The sequence below is a fragment of the Pseudomonas mosselii genome, from assembly GCF_019823065.1.
Classification (GTDB): Bacteria; Pseudomonadota; Gammaproteobacteria; order Pseudomonadales; family Pseudomonadaceae; genus Aquipseudomonas; species Aquipseudomonas mosselii.
This window is the reverse complement of sequence record NZ_CP081966.1, coordinates 2,312,746-2,332,505: the sequence shown is the minus strand read 5'-3', so window position 1 is coordinate 2,332,505 and position 19,760 is coordinate 2,312,746. Positions and strand designations below refer to the sequence as shown.

21 protein-coding genes are annotated in these 19,760 nt (G+C 66.5%); 8 read left to right on the top strand and 13 right to left on the bottom strand.

Annotated features, from left to right (window positions below):
* The first annotated feature begins 66 nt into the window (after positions 1–66).
* Positions 67–2,232 (top strand): TonB-dependent siderophore receptor, encoded by a 2,166-nt coding sequence (locus K5H97_RS10830; protein ID WP_028691823.1) that lies wholly within the window; start codon positions 67–69, stop codon positions 2,230–2,232.
* Between the two features lie 50 nt (positions 2,233–2,282).
* Here the strand turns inward: K5H97_RS10830 and K5H97_RS10825 are convergent, their stop codons facing one another.
* The 5 genes from K5H97_RS10825 to K5H97_RS10805 are packed head-to-tail and all read right to left on the bottom strand — an operon-like array spanning position 2,283 to position 6,720.
* On the bottom strand, positions 2,283–3,038 hold the full coding sequence (locus K5H97_RS10825) for an ABC transporter permease (protein ID WP_028691824.1): 756 nt from the start codon (positions 3,036–3,038) through the stop codon (positions 2,283–2,285).
* Positions 3,038–4,243: an ABC transporter substrate-binding protein gene (locus K5H97_RS10820; protein WP_028691825.1), complete on the bottom strand. Its 1,206-nt coding sequence runs from the start codon at positions 4,241–4,243 to the stop codon at positions 3,038–3,040. Before K5H97_RS10820 ends, K5H97_RS10825 begins: the two co-directional genes overlap by 1 nt.
* Positions 4,230–5,051, bottom strand: a complete 822-nt coding sequence (locus K5H97_RS10815; RefSeq protein WP_028691826.1) for an ABC transporter ATP-binding protein — start codon at positions 5,049–5,051, stop codon at positions 4,230–4,232. Before K5H97_RS10815 ends, K5H97_RS10820 begins: the two co-directional genes overlap by 14 nt.
* Positions 5,048–6,112 carry an acyl-CoA dehydrogenase family protein gene (locus tag K5H97_RS10810; RefSeq protein WP_028691827.1) on the bottom strand — a complete coding sequence of 355 codons (1,065 nt, stop codon included), beginning with the start codon at positions 6,110–6,112 and terminating at the stop codon, positions 5,048–5,050. The genes K5H97_RS10815 and K5H97_RS10810 overlap by 4 nt, the downstream gene beginning before the upstream one ends.
* 47 nt (positions 6,113–6,159) lie before the next feature.
* Positions 6,160–6,720: a carboxymuconolactone decarboxylase family protein gene (locus K5H97_RS10805; RefSeq protein WP_028691828.1), complete on the bottom strand. Its 561-nt coding sequence runs from the start codon at positions 6,718–6,720 to the stop codon at positions 6,160–6,162.
* 102 nt (positions 6,721–6,822) lie between these two features.
* On the opposite strand from K5H97_RS10805, the gene K5H97_RS10800 reads away from it, so the two are divergent.
* Positions 6,823–7,731 carry an AraC family transcriptional regulator gene (locus K5H97_RS10800; RefSeq protein ID WP_028691829.1) on the top strand — a complete coding sequence of 303 codons (909 nt, stop codon included), beginning with the start codon at positions 6,823–6,825 and terminating at the stop codon, positions 7,729–7,731.
* 12 nt (positions 7,732–7,743) lie between these two features.
* Here K5H97_RS10800 and K5H97_RS10795 read toward each other — a convergent pair whose 3' ends face one another.
* The 5 genes from K5H97_RS10795 to K5H97_RS10775 all read right to left on the bottom strand — a co-directional run bounded on the left by K5H97_RS10795 (position 7,744) and on the right by K5H97_RS10775 (position 12,426).
* A complete protein-coding gene (locus K5H97_RS10795; RefSeq protein WP_028691830.1) occupies positions 7,744–8,622 on the bottom strand; it encodes a DMT family transporter in 879 nt (292 codons plus the stop codon).
* 227 nt (positions 8,623–8,849) lie between these two features.
* Complete coding sequence (locus K5H97_RS10790) at positions 8,850–10,949, bottom strand: putative bifunctional diguanylate cyclase/phosphodiesterase (RefSeq protein ID WP_028691831.1); 2,100 nt, start codon at positions 10,947–10,949, stop codon at positions 8,850–8,852.
* Positions 10,950–11,089: 140 nt separating this feature from the next.
* Entirely contained in the window at positions 11,090–11,590 is a 501-nt protein-coding gene (locus K5H97_RS10785; RefSeq protein ID WP_036986332.1) for an acetyltransferase, read from the bottom strand.
* 97 nt (positions 11,591–11,687) lie between these two features.
* Entirely contained in the window at positions 11,688–12,104 is a 417-nt protein-coding gene (locus tag K5H97_RS10780) for a RidA family protein (protein WP_028691833.1), read from the bottom strand.
* A gap of 109 nt (positions 12,105–12,213) precedes the next feature.
* Positions 12,214–12,426, bottom strand: a complete 213-nt coding sequence (locus K5H97_RS10775; protein ID WP_028691834.1) for a PLDc N-terminal domain-containing protein — start codon at positions 12,424–12,426, stop codon at positions 12,214–12,216.
* A 128-nt stretch (positions 12,427–12,554) separates the two neighbouring features.
* On the opposite strand from K5H97_RS10775, the gene K5H97_RS10770 reads away from it, so the two are divergent.
* The gene (locus K5H97_RS10770; protein ID WP_028691835.1) at positions 12,555–13,304 is read left to right on the top strand and encodes an SIR2 family NAD-dependent protein deacylase; all 750 of its coding nucleotides are present in this window, start codon (positions 12,555–12,557) and stop codon (positions 13,302–13,304) included.
* 35 nt (positions 13,305–13,339) lie between these two features.
* Here the strand turns inward: K5H97_RS10770 and K5H97_RS10765 are convergent, their stop codons facing one another.
* Together K5H97_RS10765 and K5H97_RS10760 are read right to left on the bottom strand one after the other, a co-directional pair.
* Positions 13,340–13,807, bottom strand: a complete 468-nt coding sequence (locus K5H97_RS10765; protein WP_028691836.1) for a hypothetical protein — start codon at positions 13,805–13,807, stop codon at positions 13,340–13,342.
* 61 nt (positions 13,808–13,868) lie between these two features.
* Entirely contained in the window at positions 13,869–14,483 is a 615-nt protein-coding gene (locus K5H97_RS10760; protein WP_028691837.1) for a LysE family translocator, read from the bottom strand.
* 112 nt (positions 14,484–14,595) lie between these two features.
* Between K5H97_RS10760 and K5H97_RS10755 the strand changes: the two genes are divergently transcribed.
* On the top strand, positions 14,596–15,048 hold the full coding sequence (locus K5H97_RS10755; RefSeq protein WP_028691838.1) for an Lrp/AsnC family transcriptional regulator: 453 nt from the start codon (positions 14,596–14,598) through the stop codon (positions 15,046–15,048).
* 18 nt (positions 15,049–15,066) lie between these two features.
* Here the strand turns inward: K5H97_RS10755 and K5H97_RS10750 are convergent, their stop codons facing one another.
* Entirely contained in the window at positions 15,067–15,417 is a 351-nt protein-coding gene (locus tag K5H97_RS10750; RefSeq protein WP_028691839.1) for a hypothetical protein, read from the bottom strand.
* 176 nt (positions 15,418–15,593) lie between these two features.
* On the opposite strand from K5H97_RS10750, the gene K5H97_RS10745 reads away from it, so the two are divergent.
* The 4 genes from K5H97_RS10745 to K5H97_RS10730 all read left to right on the top strand — a co-directional run bounded on the left by K5H97_RS10745 (position 15,594) and on the right by K5H97_RS10730 (position 19,759).
* Positions 15,594–15,773, top strand: coding sequence for a hypothetical protein (locus K5H97_RS10745; RefSeq protein WP_028691840.1), 180 nt, complete (start codon positions 15,594–15,596; stop codon positions 15,771–15,773).
* 74 nt (positions 15,774–15,847) lie between these two features.
* Positions 15,848–16,228, top strand: a complete 381-nt coding sequence (locus tag K5H97_RS10740) for a glycine zipper domain-containing protein (RefSeq protein WP_028691841.1) — start codon at positions 15,848–15,850, stop codon at positions 16,226–16,228.
* Positions 16,229–16,395: 167 nt separating this feature from the next.
* Positions 16,396–18,225 carry an SLC13 family permease gene (locus K5H97_RS10735; protein ID WP_028691842.1) on the top strand — a complete coding sequence of 610 codons (1,830 nt, stop codon included), beginning with the start codon at positions 16,396–16,398 and terminating at the stop codon, positions 18,223–18,225.
* A 112-nt stretch (positions 18,226–18,337) separates the two neighbouring features.
* Positions 18,338–19,759: a GGDEF domain-containing protein gene (locus K5H97_RS10730; protein ID WP_028691843.1), complete on the top strand. Its 1,422-nt coding sequence runs from the start codon at positions 18,338–18,340 to the stop codon at positions 19,757–19,759.
* Position 19,760: the final 1 nt, after the last annotated feature.

Genomic DNA, 19,760 nt, shown 5'->3' with positions numbered 1-19,760 from the left:
CTGACAATCCGACACACTTATTGCTAATTGTTCTCATAAGCACTAGCAATAAGGATAAAGCTCGGCATGTCACCGCACATCTCCCCTCACCGCTTCACGCCCACCCGCAACCTGTTGGCCATGGCCATCTGCATGGCAACCCTCACTCCCGCGCTGGCCGAGGAACAAGCGCCGGCCGTGATCGAGCTGGGCGCCACGGCCATCAACGACAGCAGCCTGGGCAGCACCACCGAGGGGTCGAAGTCGTACACCACTGGTTCCATGGCCACCGCCACCAAGCTGCCGTTGACCATGCGCGAAACGCCCCAGGCGGTGACCGTGATCACCCGCCAGCGCATGGACGACCAGGGCATGACCAGTATCAACGACGTGGCCCGGTACACGCCGGGGCTGTTCCTCAACCAGTCCAACGGTCCGGGCCGGCAGACCTACAAGGCCCGCGGTTTCGACGTCGACAACGTCATGTACGACGGCATCCCCAGCGCGTACACCGGCTGGGTGGTCGGCGCCCAGCCCAACTTGGCGATGTTCGACCGGGTCGAGGTGGTGCGCGGCGCCACCGGCCTGGTCACCGGTTCCGGCACGCCGTCGGCGGCCATCAACCTGGTGCGCAAGCGCCCGCTGGCGGAACAGAAGGTCACGCTCACCGGCGCCGCCGGCAGCTGGGACAACTACCGCGGCGAACTCGACGCCTCCAGCCCGCTCAACGACAGCGGCACACTGCGCGGCCGCGTGGTGGCCTCGTACCGCGACGCCAACGGCTTCCGTGATGGGCAGCAGGAAGACCACGGACTGTTCTATGCGATCACCGAGACCGACCTGGGCGAGGACACCACCTTGACCCTCGGCCTGTCCCACCAGAAGGACAAGACCAACGTGTTCTGGGGCGCGATCCCCACCGACCTCAACGGCCACCACCAGGACCTGCCACGCTCGTACAACCCGGCCACCGACTGGGAGGTCAAGGACCAGGAGATCAACACCCTGTTCGCCGAGCTGCGCCAGCACCTGGCCAATGACTGGAAGCTGCAGGTCAACGCCATCTACAGCGAACAGAACGCGCTGTTCCGCGGCTCGTACCAATCGCGCTGGGACCTGGCCAAGCCGCTGAGCCGCACGGTCTACCAGTCGGCCCACGACGAGAACCAGCTGGGCCTGGACACCTTCGCCAGCGGCCCGTTCGAGGCCTTCGGCCGCACCCACGAGCTGGTGGTCGGTGCCAGCAAGCGCATCTACGACATGACCGAGCGCAACTACAGCCCCTACGACCTGGACTACCCCATCGACGGCGGCAAACCGGACTTCCTGCACACTGGCAGCAGCCGCTACCTGATCAACCAGGAAGGCGTGTACACCACCACCCGCCTGAGCCTGGCCGACCCGCTCAAGCTGATCCTCGGCGGGCGCCTGGACTGGTACGACTACGACCAGCGCGGCAGCAACGAGGGCGACTACAAGGTGACCCGCAACGCCACCCGCTATGCCGGCCTGATCTACGAGCTGGACGAGCACCACTCGCTGTACACCAGCTACACCGACATCTTCCAGCCTCAGGACAACAAAGACCCCAGCGGCACGCCGGTGCGACCGATCGAAGGCAAGAACTACGAAGTGGGCATCAAGGGCGAGTACTTCGACGGCGCGCTCAACGCCAGCCTCGCGGTGTTCCGTATCGACCAGCAGAACCGCGCGGTCGAGGTGGACAAGAGCCTGTGCCGGGCCGGCCAGTTCGCCTGCTACGAAGCCTCAGGCGAGGTGCGCAGCCAGGGGATCGACTTCGAGCTGCAGGGCGCGCTGACCGAGCAGTGGCAGATTGGCGCCGGCTACACCTATGCCCGTGTGCACAGGGTCAAGGACGCCAAGAACCCGCAAAACGTCAACAAGCCGTTCGAATCCGACACGCCGCAGCACCAGTTGAAGCTGTTCACCACCTACCGCTTCCAGGGCCCGCTGGAGAAACTGCGGGTCGGTGGCGGCGTTACCTGGCAAAGCCGCATGTACAACGACTTCACCGTGGCCGACGGCAGCAGCTATCGCCTCGAGCAGGGCGCCTACGCCGTCACCGACCTGATGGCCGGCTACGCGGTCACCCAGCACCTGGACCTGCAGCTCAACGCCAACAACGTGTTCGACAGGAAATACTACTCGTCGATCTCCAAGTCGGTGAACTATGGCGGCGATACCTTCGGCGATCCGCGCAACCTGATGCTGACGGCCAAGTACAGCTTCTGAATCCCAGGGCGCAAGGATGCGCCTCCATGCCTAACACGCTTCTACAGACTTCACGCATGCACCCACCGCCGATGCAGCCCGCGCGCCAGGGCATCGAGCATGAACCCCAGCACACCGATCAGCAGCACCATCGCCATCAGCTCCGAGTAGGCCAGCCGATCGCGGGTATCGAGGATGAAGTATCCCAAGCCGGCGCTAACCCCAAGCATTTCGCACGGCACCAGCACGATCCACAGGATGCCGATGGCCAGGCGCACACCGGTCAGCACATGGCCGATCACCCCGGGGATGACCACCTTGCACAAGGTCTCCCAGCGCGTGGCACTGAGGCTGCGGCTCAACTGCAACCAGCGCGGGTCGAGCTGGCGCACCCCGGCGGCGGTGTTCAGCAAAATCGGCCACAGCGCGGCGAAGGCCAGCAGGAAGTAGATCGGCTGGTCGCCCACGCCCATCAGCATCACCACCACCGGCATCCACGACAGCGGCGAGATCATGCGCAGGAACTGGAACGCCGGCGTGGTCGCCGCCTCCAGGTGCCGGTAGCTGCCCACCAGCAGGCCCAGCGGCACGCCGATCAGCAGCGCCAGCAACAGGCCGACGAGGATGCGTTTCAAGCTTACCCAGATGTGCCCATAGACCTCGCCCTGCCCCAGCAACTCCACCAGGCTTTGCAGCGTGGCCTGGGGCGCGAAGCGCGCCGACAGGCCATCGGCGGCGCCGAACAGGCGCACGCCCGCCCACCACAGCAACAACAGCGCCGCCAGGCCCGCCAGGCCCAGGGCACCATGCACGACATGCCTGCGCATCAGACCGCGAACTCCTCGCTACGCTGGAAGTCCTCGGCGATGCCGAACGCGGCCGGGCCACCCACGGCGGCGATGGCGTTGCGCACGAAACGCTCGTCCACCAGGTCGCGGGCAGTCTGCGCCGGGTCCAGACCGGCGAGGAAATCGCTCTCGCCGACGATCAGGGTGTTCTTCAGGCGCTTGACCAGTTCCTCGGTGTAGCTGGGGAAGGGGTAAGGCTGGAAGTCGATGCGCTTCTCGTCCCACTGCTGGTGCTGGATCGCGCCGCTGGCGATGTAGCCGGCGCGATCTTCGGCGGAAGGCGCCAGCACCTTGGTCAGCACCGCCGGCTCGTGCGGGGTGTACTTGTTGGGGCCGGCCTTGGACAGCAGGGCTGCGGCCTCGGCGCGGTGCTCGCGGGTCCACTGCTGGGCCTTGACGATGGCGTTGACCACCTTCTGCGACCACTCCGGGCGATTGTTCAGGTCGTGCTCGTGCATGAACACCACGCAGCAGGCATGGTTGCGCCAGACATCACCGGTGAAGCGCTGCACGCGGCCAACCTTGAGGTTCTCGGCCAGGGCGTTGAACGGCTCGGCGACGATATAGCCAGCAATGCGCTTGCTGGCCAGGGCCGGCGGCATGTCCGACGGCGGCAGCACCAGCAGGTTGACCTCGTTGTCCGCCAGTTGCGCGTCGGCCGGCTTGGACACGGGCTTCAGACCGTTGTCACCGAGCATCTGCTGCAGCACCACGTTGTGGATCGAGTACCAGAACGGAATGGCCACGGTCTTGCCGCCGAGCTGCTTCATCTCGGTGATGTCCGGGGCCACGGTCAGGCCCGAGCCACCGACATGGTTCCAGGCCACGACCTTGGCCGGCACCTTGCTACCGTAGCGCGCCCACACGGTCATCGGCGACAGCAGGTGGATGACGTTGACCTGGCCGGAGATGAACGCCTCGATCACCTGCGCCCAGCTGCGCAGCAGCACCGGGCGCTCGGCCTTGATGCCCTCGGCCTCGAACAGGCCGTTGTTGTGCGCCACCAGCAAAGGTGTGGCGTCGGTAATCGGCAGGTAGCCGATACGCACGGGCGCGTCCGGCTCGGCGGCGGCGCGGGCCTGCAGGCTCGACAGCAGCGGCACGGCACCGGCGGCGGTAAGCATGGCGCTCAGCTTGAGAAAATCGCGACGGGACGTCGTGGAACAGCAGTCATCCATGCACATGGACAGCCTCCGAGGGCAAGGGGGGTGGAGTGGGTTCGGCTGTGCGGCTTGCCCGCCGAAGGGTTTTCAGGATCTCGATGCGCAGCGCGCCCAGTTCCTCGACCCGCTGCGCGCGGGGCTGCGGCAGGTCGATGTGCCACTGGCCTAGGGTGCGCGCCGGGTGGTTGCCCAGTAGCAGCACGCGATCGGACAGCAGCAGGGCTTCGTCGATATCGTGGGTAATCAGCACCGCAGCGGTATTGTGGGTGGCGATCAGTTGCAGCAGCAGTTGCTGCATGTCGGCCCGGGTCACCTCGTCCAACGCGCCGAAGGGTTCGTCCAGCAACAGCACCTCGGGCTGGCGCGCCAGGCAGCGGGCCAGCGCGGTGCGCTGGGCCATGCCGCCGGACAGCTGCGCCGGGTACTGGCCACGGGCGTGGCCCAGGCCTACCGCGTCGATGGCATGGTCGATCCGTGCACGCCGCTCGGCCGCCGACAGCTTGGGCTGGCGGGCGAAGTCGAGGCCGAAGGCGACGTTCTTCTCAAGGGTCAGCCAGGGCAGCAGGCTGGGGTCCTGGAACGCCACCGCCAGACGCGGATGCGGCCCCTGCAGCGGCTCGCCGCGCAACTGCACGCGGCCGCCACGGGCCTGCTGCAGGCCGGCCAGCACACGCAGCAGGCTGGACTTGCCGACCCCGCTGGGGCCGAGGATGCTGACCACTTCCCCCGGCGCCAGCGCCAGGTCGAACTGCTCCAGCACCGCCTGCCAGCCACCCTCGCGCGGGTAGCCCAGGCTAATGTCACGGGCTTCGAGTAGCACGTCGGTCATGCAGAGGCCGCCTGGCGTTGCAGCTCGGCGCGCAGTTGCACCAGGCTCGGAGTGACGATCGGCACGAACGCCGACTCGCGCCAGCGGCGGGCGAAGCCCTCGCCATAGGCGGTCAGGTAGGCCTTGCCACCGCTGGCCTGCAGCTCCAGCTGCACGGCGTCGGCGGCGCATTCGGCGAGGGTGATGCGCAGTTTGAACAAGGCGGCCGGCTGGCCCTGGAAGCGGTCGTCGCGCAGCCCCTGCTTGAGCTCGGCGACGGTGTTCTCCAGGCGCTCGGCGAGCACCTGGCGGGCCTCCTCGAGGAAGGCGCCACGCCCTTGCAGGTGCGCCTGTGCCTCCTCCAGGGCGCGGCGTGCCAGGCCGATGGCCATGCCGCACTGCAGCGCCAGGAACGCCGGACGCACCCTGGGCAGAAACGCGCGGGCGTTGTCGTGTAGCAGCCAGTCGCGCGCCAAAGGCACCTGGTGGAAGGCCAGCGCCGCCGTGTTGCTCGACTGCAGGCCCATCAGTTGCAGGTCGTCGGAGCGCTCCAGGCCCGGCGCGTTCGACGGGATGGCGACCACGAACGGTGCGCCACCGGTATCATCCTCGATGGCCGCGGCCACCACGAAACCGTGCTGGCGCAGGTTGGTCACCCAGTGCAGGCGTCCTTCCAGGTTCCAGCCATCGCTCTCGGCGCGGCCACGCACCTGCAAGGCCTCGATGCCGGAAAGGAACTTCATGGCGTTGGACAGGCCGGTGGCTCCGGCCAGCTCGCCCTTCAGCAGGTCGGGCAGCAGCCGCTCGCACAGCGCCCGGTTGGGGCTTTGCAGCAAGTATTCGATGAAGGCGCGCTGGCCCCAGCAGACGAAGGCCGCGGCCAGCGAATGGCTGGCGATGGCGGCGATGGCCTCGACCGCCGCGGTGACGTCGCCACCCGAGCCGCCAAGGGCCGGGTCGACGCCGATGCGCAGCAGTTGCGATTCGGCGATCTGCGCCAGCACCCGGTGTGGATCGCACTGGCCCTGGTCGATGGCCTCGGCATTGGCATCCAGCCATTGTCGAAATGCATGATCAAGCATGTCCCTACTCCTGTTGAAACGCCGGGCGCGCCGGCATCAGGCCCCGATCAGGCCGATGGCTGCCAGCGGTACTTGCCGAGCTCGTCGTTGAGCGGCGTCTGGGCGAACACATTAGCAAAGTTGCACAGGGTTGCGAGGCTCACGCCGAGAATCACTTCCAGGGCGTTGCCTTCGCTGAAACCGGCATCGCGAAACGCCTGATAGGTGGTGTCAGAAACGTTGCCACGGGTGTCGATCACCTCGCGGGCGAACGCGGCCAGGGCCTCGTAGCGGGCGTCGGGCAGCTCGCCACGGGCACGCAGGGCATCGACCACTTCCTGGGGCAGCTTGGCCTTGTTCAGCGCCACGGCGGTGTGGCCGGCAACGCAGAAATCGCAGCCATGCTGGGTGGCGGCGATCAGTTGCACCACTTCGCGCTCGGCCAGGGTCAGCTCGGATTTGCCGTTGAGCGCCGAGACGGTAACGTAGGTTTCCAGCGCCGCCGGGGCGTTGGCCAGGATGCCCAGCAGGTTGGGGATGAAGCCGGAGTTCTTTTGCGCGTTCTCAAGGAATGGGCGGGCGGCTTCCGGGGCGGTCTGCAGGCTGTGTAGAGTGATGCGTGCGGACATGGAGTGGTCTCCTTTGATGTAGGTCGCTACAGTCTGTTGGTTATAAGAAGTAGCATCCATATTCATCAGTCGCCTTTCCTTGCTCCAGAGTCCTTGCATTAGATGATTTCTTCCAGCCCCCTCGTCGATTGGTTATTAGAGAGCCTGGAGCTCGACGCCAGCCTGTTCCATGTCGGCCGCTACTGCGGCGGCTGGCACGCCAGCACCCAGGGCATGGGCCGGGCCAGTTTCCACCTGGTGGTGCAGGGCCATTGCTGGCTGCATATCGATGGCCAGGCGCAGCCGCTGCGCCTGGAGAGCGGCGATGCGGTGTTCCTTTTGCGTGACCTGGCCTATCGGCTGTCCGGCGACGAGGAGGCCGGCGACGCCTGTGCCCAACCGCGCCGAAGCATGCAGGCGCTGGACCTCGAAGCCGGAGACGGCGTGGGGCTAGTGTGCGGGTTCTTCCACTTCCAGTCGGGGTTGTCGTCGCTGATCGTCGACGGGCTGGCGGACTGGATCCTGCTGCGCGCTAGCGAGCCGGCCGGCAGCGCGGCGCGGGCGCTGTTCGGGCTGATCCTCGAGGAATGCCGTCGTCCGCAGCCCTCCCAGGCGCTGCTCGAACGCCTCACCCACCTGTTGTTCCTGTATGTGCTGCGCCAGCAGGTGCACGCCGGCCAGTCGCTGGGCGGCCTGGTCGCCCTCGCCCGCCAGCCGGCCTTCGCCGGCTTGCTGGAACGCCTGATCGAGGAGCCGGGGCAGGCCTGGACGCTGGAGAGCATGGCGGCCTGCACGGGACTTTCGCGCTCGGCCTTCTTCAAGCGCTTCAACGAGCTGGCCGGGCAATCGCCCGGGCAGGTACTGCTGGCGCTGCGCATGCGCCATGCCTGCCAATTGCTCAAGACGGGCAATACCGTCGAACAGGTGGGCGCGCAGGCGGGCTATCAGTCAGTGGCGGCCTTTACCCGGGCATTCGCCAAGGCGGTCGGCGTGCAGCCAGGAGCCTATCGCAAACAGCAGGGTGCGGGATAAGGCGCAGCCCCCTCAGGGCCGCCGCTGCATCCACGCCGCCCCCAGCCCGCTGAGGCAGATCACCGCGATGCCGACCAGGCTCGTGCCGTCCGGCACCTGGCCGAACACCACCAGGCCCAGCAACCCGGCGAACACGATCTGGCAATAGCTGAACGGCGCCAATAACGCCGGCGCCGCATGGCGGAACGCCTGGGTCAACAACAGGTGCGCGGTCATCCCGCAGCCACCCAGCGCCAGCATCAGCGGCACATGGGACCATTGCGGCGCCTGCCAGAAAAACGGCACCAGTGCCGTCATGATCAGGGTGTTGCACAACCCGGCGTAGAAGTTGCTGGTGGTCGGGCTGTCGTGGGCCGCCAGTTTGCGCGTCAGCAACTGGTAGAAACAGAACCCCAGCGCCGAGCCGAAGGGAAACAGGATGGCCGGGGTGAACATTGCTCCCCCCGGGTGCACCACCACCAGCACGCCGACAAAGCCCATCACCACCGCCAGCCACTGCCCCGGCGTCACCCGCTCCTTGAGCAGCGGCACCGACAGCGCGGTGACCAGTACCGGCGCGAGGAAGTTGACCGAAGTTGCCTCCGCCAGCGGCAGGTACTGCAACCCGGCGGTGAACAGCAGGCTGGTGCTGAGCAGGCTCAACGCGCGCAGGGTCTGCAGCAACGGCCGGCGTGTACGCAGCACCGCGAGGCCCGCCTTGGGCAGGAAGATCCCGGCCATCAGCAGGGTGTGCACCAGGTAACGCACCCAGACCACCATGATGATCGGATAGATCCCACCGAGGAATTTCGACAGTGCGTCGTGGCTGGCGAACAGGAAGGTGGCCACCACCACCAGGGCGATGCCGCGCAGTGGCTGGTTGACTCCGGACAGCGACGAACTGGAACTCATGAGGCTCTCGGGCGAGGGCCCCGGCATGGTGCCGGGGCATGGGCGGATTCTAGAAGAGAACCCCGGGACACGACAAAGCCTTGTGGTCCAGCTGGTACATTTTGTTCGCTGATCGACCACTTTTACTCAAGTGGCCAGGATCTCAGTTGTGATGCAACGATTGCTGGGGCCGCTTTGCGGCACTTTCGCGACACAAGGCCGCGCCTACAGGACCGCGCAGCGGCCTGTCAGGCTCGCGGCAGCACCTGCGTCAAGCGCTCGCTCGCCGGCGCCGGCCGGCCATACAAGTAGCCCTGGAAATGCGAACACCCCTCGGCCAGCAGGCGCTCCATCTGCTCGGCCGACTCCACCCCTTCGGCCGTGGTCTTGATCATCAGGCTGTTGGACAGCTCGGTGATGGCGCGGATGATCGACATCGCCTCGCGGCTTTCGCACATGTCGTGGACGAACGACTTGTCGATCTTGATCCGGTCGAATGGGAACGAGCGCAGGTAGCCCAGCGAAGAATACCCCGTGCCGAAATCGTCGAGGGAAATCGACACCCCCAGGTCCTTCAGCGCGCGTAGGGTCCGCACGTTCTCCTCGCTGCTGCCCAGCAGCACCGACTCGGTGATCTCCAGCTCCAGGCGCGTGGCCGGCAGGCCTGAATCGGCCAGGGCCAGGGCCACGGTATGCACCAGGTTGGCATTCTTGAACTGCACCGCCGAGAGGTTGACCGATACCGTCTGCGTGGTGCCCCAGCTGGCCGCCTCCTGACACGCCAGGTTCAGCGCCCGGGCGCCGATCTCGTGGATCAGGCCGGTTTCCTCGGCGATGGGAATGAAATCCATCGGCATGATCATGCCGCGGCTCGGGTGTTCCCAGCGCAGCAGGGCCTCGTAACCGGTAACAGTGGCGCTCTGCTGGTCCACCACCGGCTGGTAGTGCAGTTGCAGCTGGCCCAGGTGCAGCGCGGTGCGCAGGTCAGTCTCGACCAGGCGGCGCTGGCGGGCGGCGACATCCAGTTCGACATGAAAGCACTCGTAGCGGTTGCGGCCGTTGCGCTTGGCCTCGTACAGGGCCATGTCGGCGTAGCCCAGCAACTGCTCGGCCTGGTGGTGGTCATCGGGCGCGACCGCCACGCCGATGCTCACCCCTACGCTGAACTGGTGCCCTTCGATATGGAACGGCGGGCAGATCGCCTCGATCAGGCGCTGGGCGGTGATGCGCGCGGCGTCACAGGTCTCCAGGCCCGACAGCACCACGGCGAACTCGTCGCCGCCAAGCCGGGCCAGGGTGTCGTGCTCGCGCAGCTCGCGGCGCAGGCGCTTGCCCAGGGCGCGCAGCAGCTTGTCGCCGAAGGCGTGGCCGAGGGTGTCGTTGATGTTCTTGAAGTTGTCCAGGTCCAGGCACAGGGCAGCGGTCAGCTTGCCGCTGTCCTCGCCGCGCAGCAACGCCTGCTTGAGACGTTCATGGAACAGGGTTCGATTGGGCAGCCCGGTCAGCGCATCGTGATGGGCCATGTGGTGGATCTGGGCATGGGCGGCCAGTTCCTCGGTGGCGTCCTCGGCGACGAACAGCACGTAGTCCCCCTGCCCTTCACGATTGTCGCAGAGCGTGGCCCGGCTGCGCAGCGTACGCGGCCCCGTGGCGGTGTCGACCCGGGTTTCGGCGGCGTAGCCCTTGGTGCTGCGCGCCCCGCGCGCCAGCTGCTGCTCGAGGTAGTCGACGGCCGCCGGCACCAGGCATTGGCGCGGCAACTGGCCGACCATGCGTGTGCCCTGGCGGCCGAACAAGCGCTCGGCCTGCTGGTTGGCCAGGAGGATCTGCTGGCTCTGCAGGTCCTGGACAATGACGCTGGCGGGAATGTTGGCGATCACCGAGTCGAGGAACTGCGACAGGGTGGTCATCTCCTGGCTGTACTGTTCGGCCAACTCCTTGGCCTTGAGCAGCTCAAGCTCATGCTGGCGGCGCTCGGAAATGTCGCGGGTGATCTTGGCATAGCCGATCAACTGGCCGCTGTGTTCATCCTTGATCGGCTCGATCACCACGCTGGTCCAGAAGTGCGACCCGTCCTTGCGCTGGCGCAGCCCTTCGGCCTGGAAACGCCCCTCGTTGCGCGCGGTGTCCAGGCTGCGTGCCGGCAGCCCGGCATGGCGGTCCTCGTCGGTATAGAACACCGAGAAGTGCTGGCCGATGATCTCCTCGGCCTGGTAGCCCTTGGCCCGCTGCGCGCCCGGGTTCCAGTTGGCGACAATGCCCTCGGGGGTGAGCTGGTAGATGGCGTAGTCCGCCACGCTCTGGATCAACAACCGGTACATCATGTCGGGATTGGCGGCGAGCGACATGGGAATGACCTGACTCCTTCACAGCAGGAATAGGAAACCTCCGGACCGTACGTCGGAACAGTCCGAAATTACGAAGTGCTGGCATTATGCCGCTCGACGCGGGGCTTTTGTGAAGCGCGTCACAAAAAATCTGCAAGGCTTCAGTGCCGCTGCCGGGTCACCAGGAAGTTGCGCAGTGGCGGCTCATCATCAAGCGTGATCTCCCGTACCGCACGCGGCAGGTCCGCCAGCACTGCCTGGCAGAACGCCAGTGCCGGGGCATCCGCGGGATAGCAGCGCACCAGCCAGTCGCTGTCGCCTTCGCACAGCGTCTGCCGCGCCACCGCCAGGCCCACGCCCTGGCGGCGGTACTTCTTGAGGATGAACAGGTCGGCCAGCTCGCAGGCCTCGATGCCGGGCAGCTCGCTGCGCTCGATGAGCATGAAGCCGGCGATGAAGCCGTCCACCAGGATCAGGCTGGCGCTCCAGCCGGGGGTTTGCCAGTAGCGGGCGAAGTGCGGCTCGTGAATGTAGAAGCGCCCGTCCACCTCGACGTCCTCCTGCTCCCAGTCGGAGGATTCGTAAGCGTAGAACTGGTAGAGGTTACGCACCAGCTCGGCGTGCTCGGGGCCGGTCTGGAGCAACTCGACAGGGACAGTCATGGTGCAGGCTCGATCAATTCGCAAATCGCGAGTCTACCAGCCCAGCGTGGGGCAAGCCCTTGCACGATGGTTTGGACTATCCCCCTGTAGGGCCAGGTTATTCGGGCAGCGCCGCCATCGCATCCACTTCCACCAGCATTCCGTCCAGCGCCAGGCGCGGGACCGGAATTAGCGTGCAGGTCGGCGTCATTCGGTCACCCCAGGCGCGCTGGGCCTCGGCCACCCACTGGCTCAGGCGCGCCTCGGAATGGTCGACCACCAGCAAGGTGAGCTTGAACACGTGCTCAAGGGCAGCCCCACGGGAGGCCAGGGCGATCTTCAGATTCACCAGGGCCTGGCGCGCCTGCTCATCGAAACGCGCCGACAGGTTGCCCTGCAGGTCTTCGCCGCCCTGCCCTGCGATGTACAGCAGACGGCTGCCGGCACGCACTTCGGCGACGTGGGAATAGGCATTGCCACTGGGGTCGTAGAGGCCTTCGGGGTTGCTTAGGGCGAAGGCGGCTGGCTGGGTCATGGTATCGCTCCGTCGATGGAATGAGCGGCCGAGTATCAAACCTCAGGTTAAGTCGAGGTCAAGCCCTTCAAACCACCGCGGATCGTGCCCCCTTTAATATCCAACGCCTCTATTTTTCGTGCAGCACCGCCCGCCCCTTCACTGCCCGCGGCCCGCGCCAAGCCCAGATCAACAGGCCGGGGAACGGCGCGTAGACCACGAACACCACCCACAGCATCTTGCGTTCGGCGCGCCGGTCACTGCCGATGATATGCCAGATGGCCCAGAGCTCCAGGAGGATGACCACGAGGGCGACGACGAACCACAGTGTTCCGATTTCCATGAGTCTTCTCCTATTGGCATGTACTGGGTTGGGTCACCGAACACAGCAAGGGTTCACTCGGATCTTGTCCGGCCTGCCACCCACTGGCACAGTGGGTAGCTGTCCAGCACCCACGCCGTGGAGCCCCCATGCCGTTCGATCCAACCTTGCTCGCCCAAGCCCGCCATGTGGTGGTGTTCACCGGCGCCGGCGTCAGCGCCGAAAGCGGCATTGCCACCTTCCGCGACAAGCTGACCGGGTTGTGGGAACGCTTCGACCCGGCGCAGCTGGCCAGTGCCGAAGGTTTTCGCGCCGACCCGGCGCTGGTCTGGGGCTGGTACCAGATGCGCCGCGCCGGGATCGCCCAGGCCACGCCAAACGCCGCCCACCTGGCCATCGCCGCGCTGGCGACGCGGGTGCCGAAGCTGACGCTGGTGACGCAGAACGTCGATGACCTGCACGAACGCGCTGGCAGCCAGAACGTGCTGCATTTGCATGGCCGGCTGGATGCATTCCGCTGCCTGGACTGCGCGCGCCGGGTGGACGGACCGGTGGCCGTGCCCGAGGACGCCCTGCAAGGCCGGCGCATCGAGCCTCCACGTTGCACCCACTGCGCCGGGCCGGTACGCCCCGGGGTGGTATGGTTCGGCGAGAGGTTGCCGGAGCAGACGCTGGCGCGGGCATTCGACGCCGCGCAGCAATGCGATGTGCTGTTGTCGGTGGGAACGTCCGGCATGGTGCAGCCGGCGGCCTCGATGCCACGCCTGGCGTTGGCGGCGGGGGCGGCGGTGGTGCAGGTCAACCCGCAGCCTGCGAGTGAGCAGCATCCGCGGGCGTTCGCGTTGGCCGGCAAGGCAGGCGAGGTGTTGCCTGAATTGATGCGCCAGGCGTTTCCCTGAGCCTGCCGTGCTGTCGCCGGGCAAGCCCGCAGGTTTCAGCGGCTGGCCTGGTCCAATGCCGCTTTCAGGTCATCGGCAGCGGTATAGCTCTTCTGCCCGACCAGTACGCCATTGTCCAGCGAGAGCCACAACACCTTGCCCTGCTCCCCGGCATAGCGGCTGGCGACCCGGCCTTCACGGTCCAGCAGCACCCGGTAGCTGTAGTCGCGCATGGCCGGGATGGCGAACAGCTTGCTGATCAGTGCCGGCATGCGCTGGATATCCGCAACAAACACCGCACCACGCGCCTCAAGATAGCCCTTGGGTTGTTCGGCCAGCGCCGCCTTCACCAGCTTGGCACCGTCCATGTCGCGGGCAACCAGCAGGATGTGGGTGTCGGCGCCCAGACTGTAGGGCTGATCGTACTGGTCAAGCAGGGTCCAGGGGGCGAGGGTTTCCCCGGTCTGCACGGCATGGGCCAGCAACGGAAGCAGGCTGAGCAAGAGTGCGGCGGCGTATTTCATGGTTGGCGGTTCCGGTTCAAGAAGGTCGTCAGCATAGCCCAAGCCGCCGCTGTTGAGAGGATCAACGCAACTGTCCGGCAATCAGCCCCACGGCAATCAGGATCATCACGCCGCCGGACAGCCGCCCCACCGCCCGCGCCGCCACAGGCCGGGTGCGCAGCACGGCCTTGGCCCCATAGCCGACCATCAGGTAGACCACCAGCGAGCTGCCCAGGTGTACCAGCCCCAGCAGCAGGATCTGCAGCGGCAGCGGCCAGCTCGACTGCGGATCGGTGAACTGCGGCAACAACGCCAGGAACAACAGGAAGACCTTGGGGTTGAGCCCACTCACGCACAGGCCCTTGAACGCCCAGCGCGACCCCGAGTCTCGCTCGCCGCCTTCGCCCGCCTCGGGCACCGCCGGGCTCAGCAGCAGGTTGCCGCCCAGCCACAGCAGGTAAACGCAGCCAGCCAAGGTCAGCAGGGTGAGCGCCAGCGGGTGCCCGGCGAGCAGGCTACCGACCCCGGCCGCCACCACCAGGGTGACCAGGAAATGCCCGGAGAGCATGCCGGCCACCGCCGGTACCACCCAGCGCCCGCGCATGCCGGCCGAGATGGCATAGGCCCAGTCGGCACCAGGGGTGATCACGAACAGCAGGGAGACGGCCCAGAACGCCGCCAATACACTCATGGTCATGTCGACCCTTCCTTCCACACAGGTTTCGGTGAAAGAAAGACTACGGATATCACCCGGGGATTTTCTTTCGTATATTCCCTGCAACACGCCGAATACTGGAAGATTCTCCCCTATGGATCGAACCGATCGAAAAATCCTTGCCGAGCTGCAGAAGGACGGACGCCTGTCGGTTACCGAACTGGCCGAGCGCGTGGGCCTGAGCCTGTCGCCCTGCCACCGCCGCCTCAAGGCGCTGGAGGAATCCGGCGCCATCCTCGGCTACCACGCTCGCCTGGCCCCGGCGGCCCTGGGCCTGAATTTCGCCGCGCTGGTGTTCGTGACCCTGCGTGAAGTGACCCGCCAGCCGGTGGCGGACTTCGAGGCGGCGCTCGGGGAAATTGCGCAGATTGTCGAGGCCCAACGCCTGTTCGGCGATCCGGACTACTTGCTGCATGTGGTGGCCAAGGACCTGCCGGCGTTCCAGAAACTGTACGACGAACAGCTGACGAGCATCCCCAATGTCAAGCGCTTGAGCTCGACACTGGTGATGAAAGAAGTGATTCAGGACAGGTTGTTGCCGATGTGACCACCGGCGGGGATGGCCCTACAGGCAGGTCGCCGCCGCCGCGCGACGGCGCAGGGCCATCTGGTCGTCCTTCTGCGCGTAGTAGTCCACACGGGTGCCCCCGGCCTGGGCGTAGACATCGACGAACGACTCGGCCTCTCGGGTGTACACCGTGAACCCACCCTGCTTGCGCGCCTCCAGGTAACCGCTGGCATCGACCCCGAAGGTGTTTTCCTCTTGCCAGCTGAACTGGATGCACTGGGCGACCAGGTCCGGCGTCTTATGCGAATCCAGGCGTGCGGTGGGCGACCCGTTGCGCGCCGCTTCCATGGTCGACGATGCACAGCCCGCCAGCAGCAGCGCCACGGTGATCGGCAGAATTGCTCGCATGTTCCATCCTCGGGACAAAAAAGAAGCTGACTCTAGCACCGCCTGGCCGACCGGGGAATCACCGCTGCCGCTCATCGCCGCCGCGATAAAAATTTGCGCGACAAAGAACCAAATCGATCGCCACAGGTCTCAGGAGGTACCGCGTAAACCGTTGCGGATCAAGGACCTATAACGTGATGAAACGCTTTGCCAGCCTTTCGATGATCGCCACCCTGCTGCTGCTCGGCGGCTGCTACAGCAATCACTACCACGACGATGACGACGGCTGGCGCGACCGTGACCGCGGCCACCGTCATCACCATCGCCACGACCGTGACGATGACGACCGCCAGTACCGTGACCGCTACTACCGCTGAAGCGTCATTCCAACCCTGACTCGCCGCCAATCACGTGGCACCCTACTTCTGATGACTTCCCTGAGGTTCACAACATGCGTCTGACTCTGCCTTCCCTCGCCCTCGGCCTGCTGCTCTGCCAGGGCGCCTTCGCCGGTGACGGCACTGCGGCCATCGGCGGAGGCCTGGGTGGCGCCCTGGGCAACGTCGTCGGCAAACAGATCGGCGGCAGCACCGGCGCAGCCATCGGCGCGGGCCTGGGCGGTGCGGCCGGCAGCGCGGTGGGCGCCCGCAAGGGCAACCGGGCCGAAGCCGCCATCGGTGGCGGCCTGGGTTCGGCCGGTGGCTCGCTGATCGGCGGCAAGCTCGGCGGCGCCAACGGCTCGACCATCGGCGCAGGCCTGGGCGGCGCGGCGGGCGGCGCGATCGGCAACCATATGGGCGACAGCAACCGCAAGCACAAGCATCGCCACTGATTCAGCAGTACGGGGGGGGCCGCGGGCCCGCCCCAAGCGCCCTGCCATTACGCAGCAGATCGCCAACCGGCAAAAACACTGCAGCACGTCAACGACGCATTCGCGTCGAGCTGCCACACTAGGGCCATCGCCTATCGTGCCCCTGTGTGAAGGAACATCCCCTCCCCATGAACCATGAGTTGCTCTGGGTCCTAGGCCTGCTGGCCGTCGTCGTCGTCCTGTTCATCATCAACCGTCCACGTATGGACGTGGTTGCCCTGCTGGTGATTCTCGCGCTGCCGCTGTCCGGCATTCTTACCGTGGAGCAATCCCTGGCCGGTTTCAGCGACCCCAACGTGGTACTGATTGCCGCGCTGTTCGTGATCGGCGAGGGGCTGGTGCGCACCGGCATCGCCTACCGCATCGGTGAATGGATGAGCGAACGCGCCGGCAACAGCGAGGCGCGCCTGCTGGTGCTGCTGATGGTCGCGGTGGCTGGCCTGGGCTCGGTGATGAGTTCCACTGGCGTGGTGGCGATCTTCATCCCGGTGGTGCTGAGCATCGCCGCACGCCTGCAACTTTCGCCCAGCCGGCTGATGATGCCGCTGAGCTTCGCCGGCCTGATCAGCGGCATGCTCAGCTTGGTCGCGACCCCGCCGAACGTGGTGGTGCACAGCGAGCTGGTGCGCCACGGCGAAAGCGGCTTCGGCTTTTTCAGCTTCACGCCCTTCGGCCTGGTGGTGCTGGTGCTGGGTATCGGCTACATGCTGCTGACCCGCCACTGGCTCAACGGCGAGGTACGCAAGGACGGCCGCGTCGAAAGCCGCCGCACCCTGCTCGACCTGGTACTGGACTACAAGCTCAGCGGCCGCGAGCGGCGCCTGCGCATTCGCCCCCATTCGCCGCTGATCGGCCACACACTGGGCGAGCTGGAGTTGCGCACCCGCCACGGCGCCAACGTGATCGGCATCGAGCGCCAGCACAAATTCACCACCCGGGTGATCACTGCCGACTCCGGTACCCTGCTGCAACAGGACGACGTGCTGCTGCTGGACCTATTCGCCAACCGCGACGACCTGCGCAGCCTGTGCCAGTCGATGCTGCTCGAACCCCTGCACTTCAAGGCGGCCTATTTCATCGACCAGTCCCAGGAAGTGGGCATGGCCGAGATCTCGTTGCCTCCGGGCTCACAACTGATCGGCAAGACCCTCCTCGAACTGACCTTCCGCACGCGCTACGACCTCAACGTGGTCGGCCTGCGCCGCGACCAGCAAGCGATCGAAGGGCAATTGGTGGAAGAGAAGCTGCGACTGGGCGACACCCTGCTGGTGGTCGGCCCATGGAAAGCGGTGCGCCAGCTGCAGGGCAAGCCCCGCGACTTCCTGGTGCTGAGCCTGCCGGCGGAAATCGACCAGGTCGCCCCGGCCCGCGCCCGCGCGCCCTACGCGTTGATCAGCCTGGCGGTGATGGTCGGGCTGATGGTCAGCGGCCTGGTGCCCAACGTCATCGCCGCCTTGATCGGCTGCCTGCTGATGGGCGCCGGCCGTTGCATCGACATGAACAGCGCCTACCGCGCCATCCACTGGCAGAGCCTGGTGCTGATCGTCGGCATGCTGCCTTTCGCCCTCGCCCTGCAGAAGACCGGCGGCATCGACCTGGCCGTCGGCGCGCTGGTCGGCGCCCTCGGCGGCGCAGGGCCGAGCGTGATCCTCGCCTGCCTGTTCGCCCTCACCGCGCTGATCGGCCTGTTCATCTCCAACACCGCGACGGCGGTGCTGATGGCCCCGGTGGCGGTCAGCACCGCGCAGCAGCTGGGCATGTCGCCCTACCCGTTCGCCATGACCGTGGCCCTGGCGGCGTCGGCGGCGTTCATGACGCCAGTGTCGTCGCCGGTCAACACCCTGGTGCTGGGGCCCGGGCAGTACCGCTTCGGGGACTTCGTCAAGGTCGGGGTGCCCTTCACCTTCCTGGTGATGCTGGTCACCGTGCTGATGGTGCCGTGGGTGTTCGGCCTGTAGTCGCCACGATCCAAGCGATTTGCGGCGAATTGACATCAATTGGGCAGTTGAAAGACACTCACAGACTATCGTCCCAGGTGCCTACGGCCGTTTTCCTGGATTCTGTCTTCGCTTGTCGGTCGAGCCCATGGTGTCATCAGCTCCGTCGCGCCTGCTGCCCCCGCTGATCCTGTTCGGCCTGACCCTGGCATTGACCCTGGCCGGCATCCTCGCCCGCCCCATCGAGTCGCTGTCGCTGTTCTGGCCGGTGAACGCCGTGCTCGCCGGGGTGCTGTTGCGCAATCCGCGCCAGGCCACCCCCTCCGGATTCGCCCTCATCTACCTGGCCATGGTGGCCGCCGACCTCGGCTGCGGCAGCGCCTGGAAACCGGCCCTGTGGTTCAACCTGTGCAACCTCGGCGCCATCGTCAGCATCTGGTACCTGATGGCCCGCCTGCCACGCGTGCATCGACGCCTGCGTACGCCCCACGGCACCCTGCGCCTGTTCGGCGCCTGCGCGGTCGGTGCCATGGTCGCCGCCAGCCTGGCCTGTGTGATGGCCACGCCCTGGTTCGAACAATCGCTGCGCGCCACATGGCTTGCCTGGTTCAGCGAACAGTTCTCCACCAGCGTGCTGGTCCTGCCCGTGCTGCTCACCGCCCCCTCGCCCCGCGCCTTGAGCGGCCACGGCAGCCAGCCGATCCGCCTGGCACCGCTGCTGGTACTGCTGGCCTCGCTGGCGGTCAGCATCGTCTTCGGCGGCCCCGGGGCCATCGCCTTCCCGATCGCCGCACTGCTGTGGTGCGCGCTGAGCTATTCACCGTTCCTGGTGGCGCTGCTGGCCCTGACCGCGGGCAGTACGCTGATCGTCGCCGTGGCGCAGAACCTCATGCACTTCAGCATCCCGCAGAGCGAATCGGGGGTCACCACCCTGATGTCGGCACGCCTGGGCATCGCCATGCTGGTGCTCGGCCCGCTGGTGCTGGCCTGCGTCAGCAGCGCCAACCGCAGCCTGATGGCGCGCCTGGCGCATCAGGCAACCATCGACCACCTCACCGGCACACTGTCGCGCAGTGCCTTCACCCGCCGCGCCAACGCCCTGCTGGACAGCCGTCAGCACACGCCGCAGTTGCCCTTGACCCTGATGATGCTCGATATCGACCACTTCAAGACCATCAACGACCGCCATGGCCACGGGGTCGGCGATCAGGTGCTGCGCCAGTTCGCCATGACCCTGCAGGACCAGTTGCACGACGGCGAGCTGTTCGCCCGCCTCGGTGGCGAGGAGTTCGTCATCATCGTGCCGGGGCTGGCGCCGGAGCTGGCCAGGTTTACCGCCGAGCGCCTGCGCCGGGCAGTGCAGGACCTGCATATCGCCCAGCCAGAGCAGGCGCTGCGGATCACCGTCAGCATCGGCCTGAGCGGCTGCGCCGCCGACACCCCGGCGCCCAGCCTCGACGAACTGCTGGCCAGCGCCGACCAAGCGCTCTACCGGGCCAAGGCCCAAGGCCGCAACCGGGTCGAGCAGGCCGAAGGGCAGCGCCAGGTGCGGTGAC

Coding starts and splice junctions, on each gene's coding strand:
- K5H97_RS10830 (WP_028691823.1), top strand. CDS start 67: ATGTCACCGCACATCTCCCCTCACCGCTTCACGCCCACCCGCAACCTG.
- K5H97_RS10825 (WP_028691824.1), bottom strand. CDS start 3,038: ATGCGCAGGCATGTCGTGCATGGTGCCCTGGGCCTGGCGGGCCTGGCG.
- K5H97_RS10820 (WP_028691825.1), bottom strand. CDS start 4,243: ATGTGCATGGATGACTGCTGTTCCACGACGTCCCGTCGCGATTTTCTC.
- K5H97_RS10815 (WP_028691826.1), bottom strand. CDS start 5,051: ATGACCGACGTGCTACTCGAAGCCCGTGACATTAGCCTGGGCTACCCG.
- K5H97_RS10810 (WP_028691827.1), bottom strand. CDS start 6,112: ATGCTTGATCATGCATTTCGACAATGGCTGGATGCCAATGCCGAGGCC.
- K5H97_RS10805 (WP_028691828.1), bottom strand. CDS start 6,720: ATGTCCGCACGCATCACTCTACACAGCCTGCAGACCGCCCCGGAAGCC.
- K5H97_RS10800 (WP_028691829.1), top strand. CDS start 6,823: ATGATTTCTTCCAGCCCCCTCGTCGATTGGTTATTAGAGAGCCTGGAG.
- K5H97_RS10795 (WP_028691830.1), bottom strand. CDS start 8,622: ATGAGTTCCAGTTCGTCGCTGTCCGGAGTCAACCAGCCACTGCGCGGC.
- K5H97_RS10790 (WP_028691831.1), bottom strand. CDS start 10,949: ATGTCGCTCGCCGCCAATCCCGACATGATGTACCGGTTGTTGATCCAG.
- K5H97_RS10785 (WP_036986332.1), bottom strand. CDS start 11,590: ATGACTGTCCCTGTCGAGTTGCTCCAGACCGGCCCCGAGCACGCCGAG.
- K5H97_RS10780 (WP_028691833.1), bottom strand. CDS start 12,104: ATGACCCAGCCAGCCGCCTTCGCCCTAAGCAACCCCGAAGGCCTCTAC.
- K5H97_RS10775 (WP_028691834.1), bottom strand. CDS start 12,426: ATGGAAATCGGAACACTGTGGTTCGTCGTCGCCCTCGTGGTCATCCTC.
- K5H97_RS10770 (WP_028691835.1), top strand. CDS start 12,555: ATGCCGTTCGATCCAACCTTGCTCGCCCAAGCCCGCCATGTGGTGGTG.
- K5H97_RS10765 (WP_028691836.1), bottom strand. CDS start 13,807: ATGAAATACGCCGCCGCACTCTTGCTCAGCCTGCTTCCGTTGCTGGCC.
- K5H97_RS10760 (WP_028691837.1), bottom strand. CDS start 14,483: ATGACCATGAGTGTATTGGCGGCGTTCTGGGCCGTCTCCCTGCTGTTC.
- K5H97_RS10755 (WP_028691838.1), top strand. CDS start 14,596: ATGGATCGAACCGATCGAAAAATCCTTGCCGAGCTGCAGAAGGACGGA.
- K5H97_RS10750 (WP_028691839.1), bottom strand. CDS start 15,417: ATGCGAGCAATTCTGCCGATCACCGTGGCGCTGCTGCTGGCGGGCTGT.
- K5H97_RS10745 (WP_028691840.1), top strand. CDS start 15,594: ATGAAACGCTTTGCCAGCCTTTCGATGATCGCCACCCTGCTGCTGCTC.
- K5H97_RS10740 (WP_028691841.1), top strand. CDS start 15,848: ATGCGTCTGACTCTGCCTTCCCTCGCCCTCGGCCTGCTGCTCTGCCAG.
- K5H97_RS10735 (WP_028691842.1), top strand. CDS start 16,396: ATGAACCATGAGTTGCTCTGGGTCCTAGGCCTGCTGGCCGTCGTCGTC.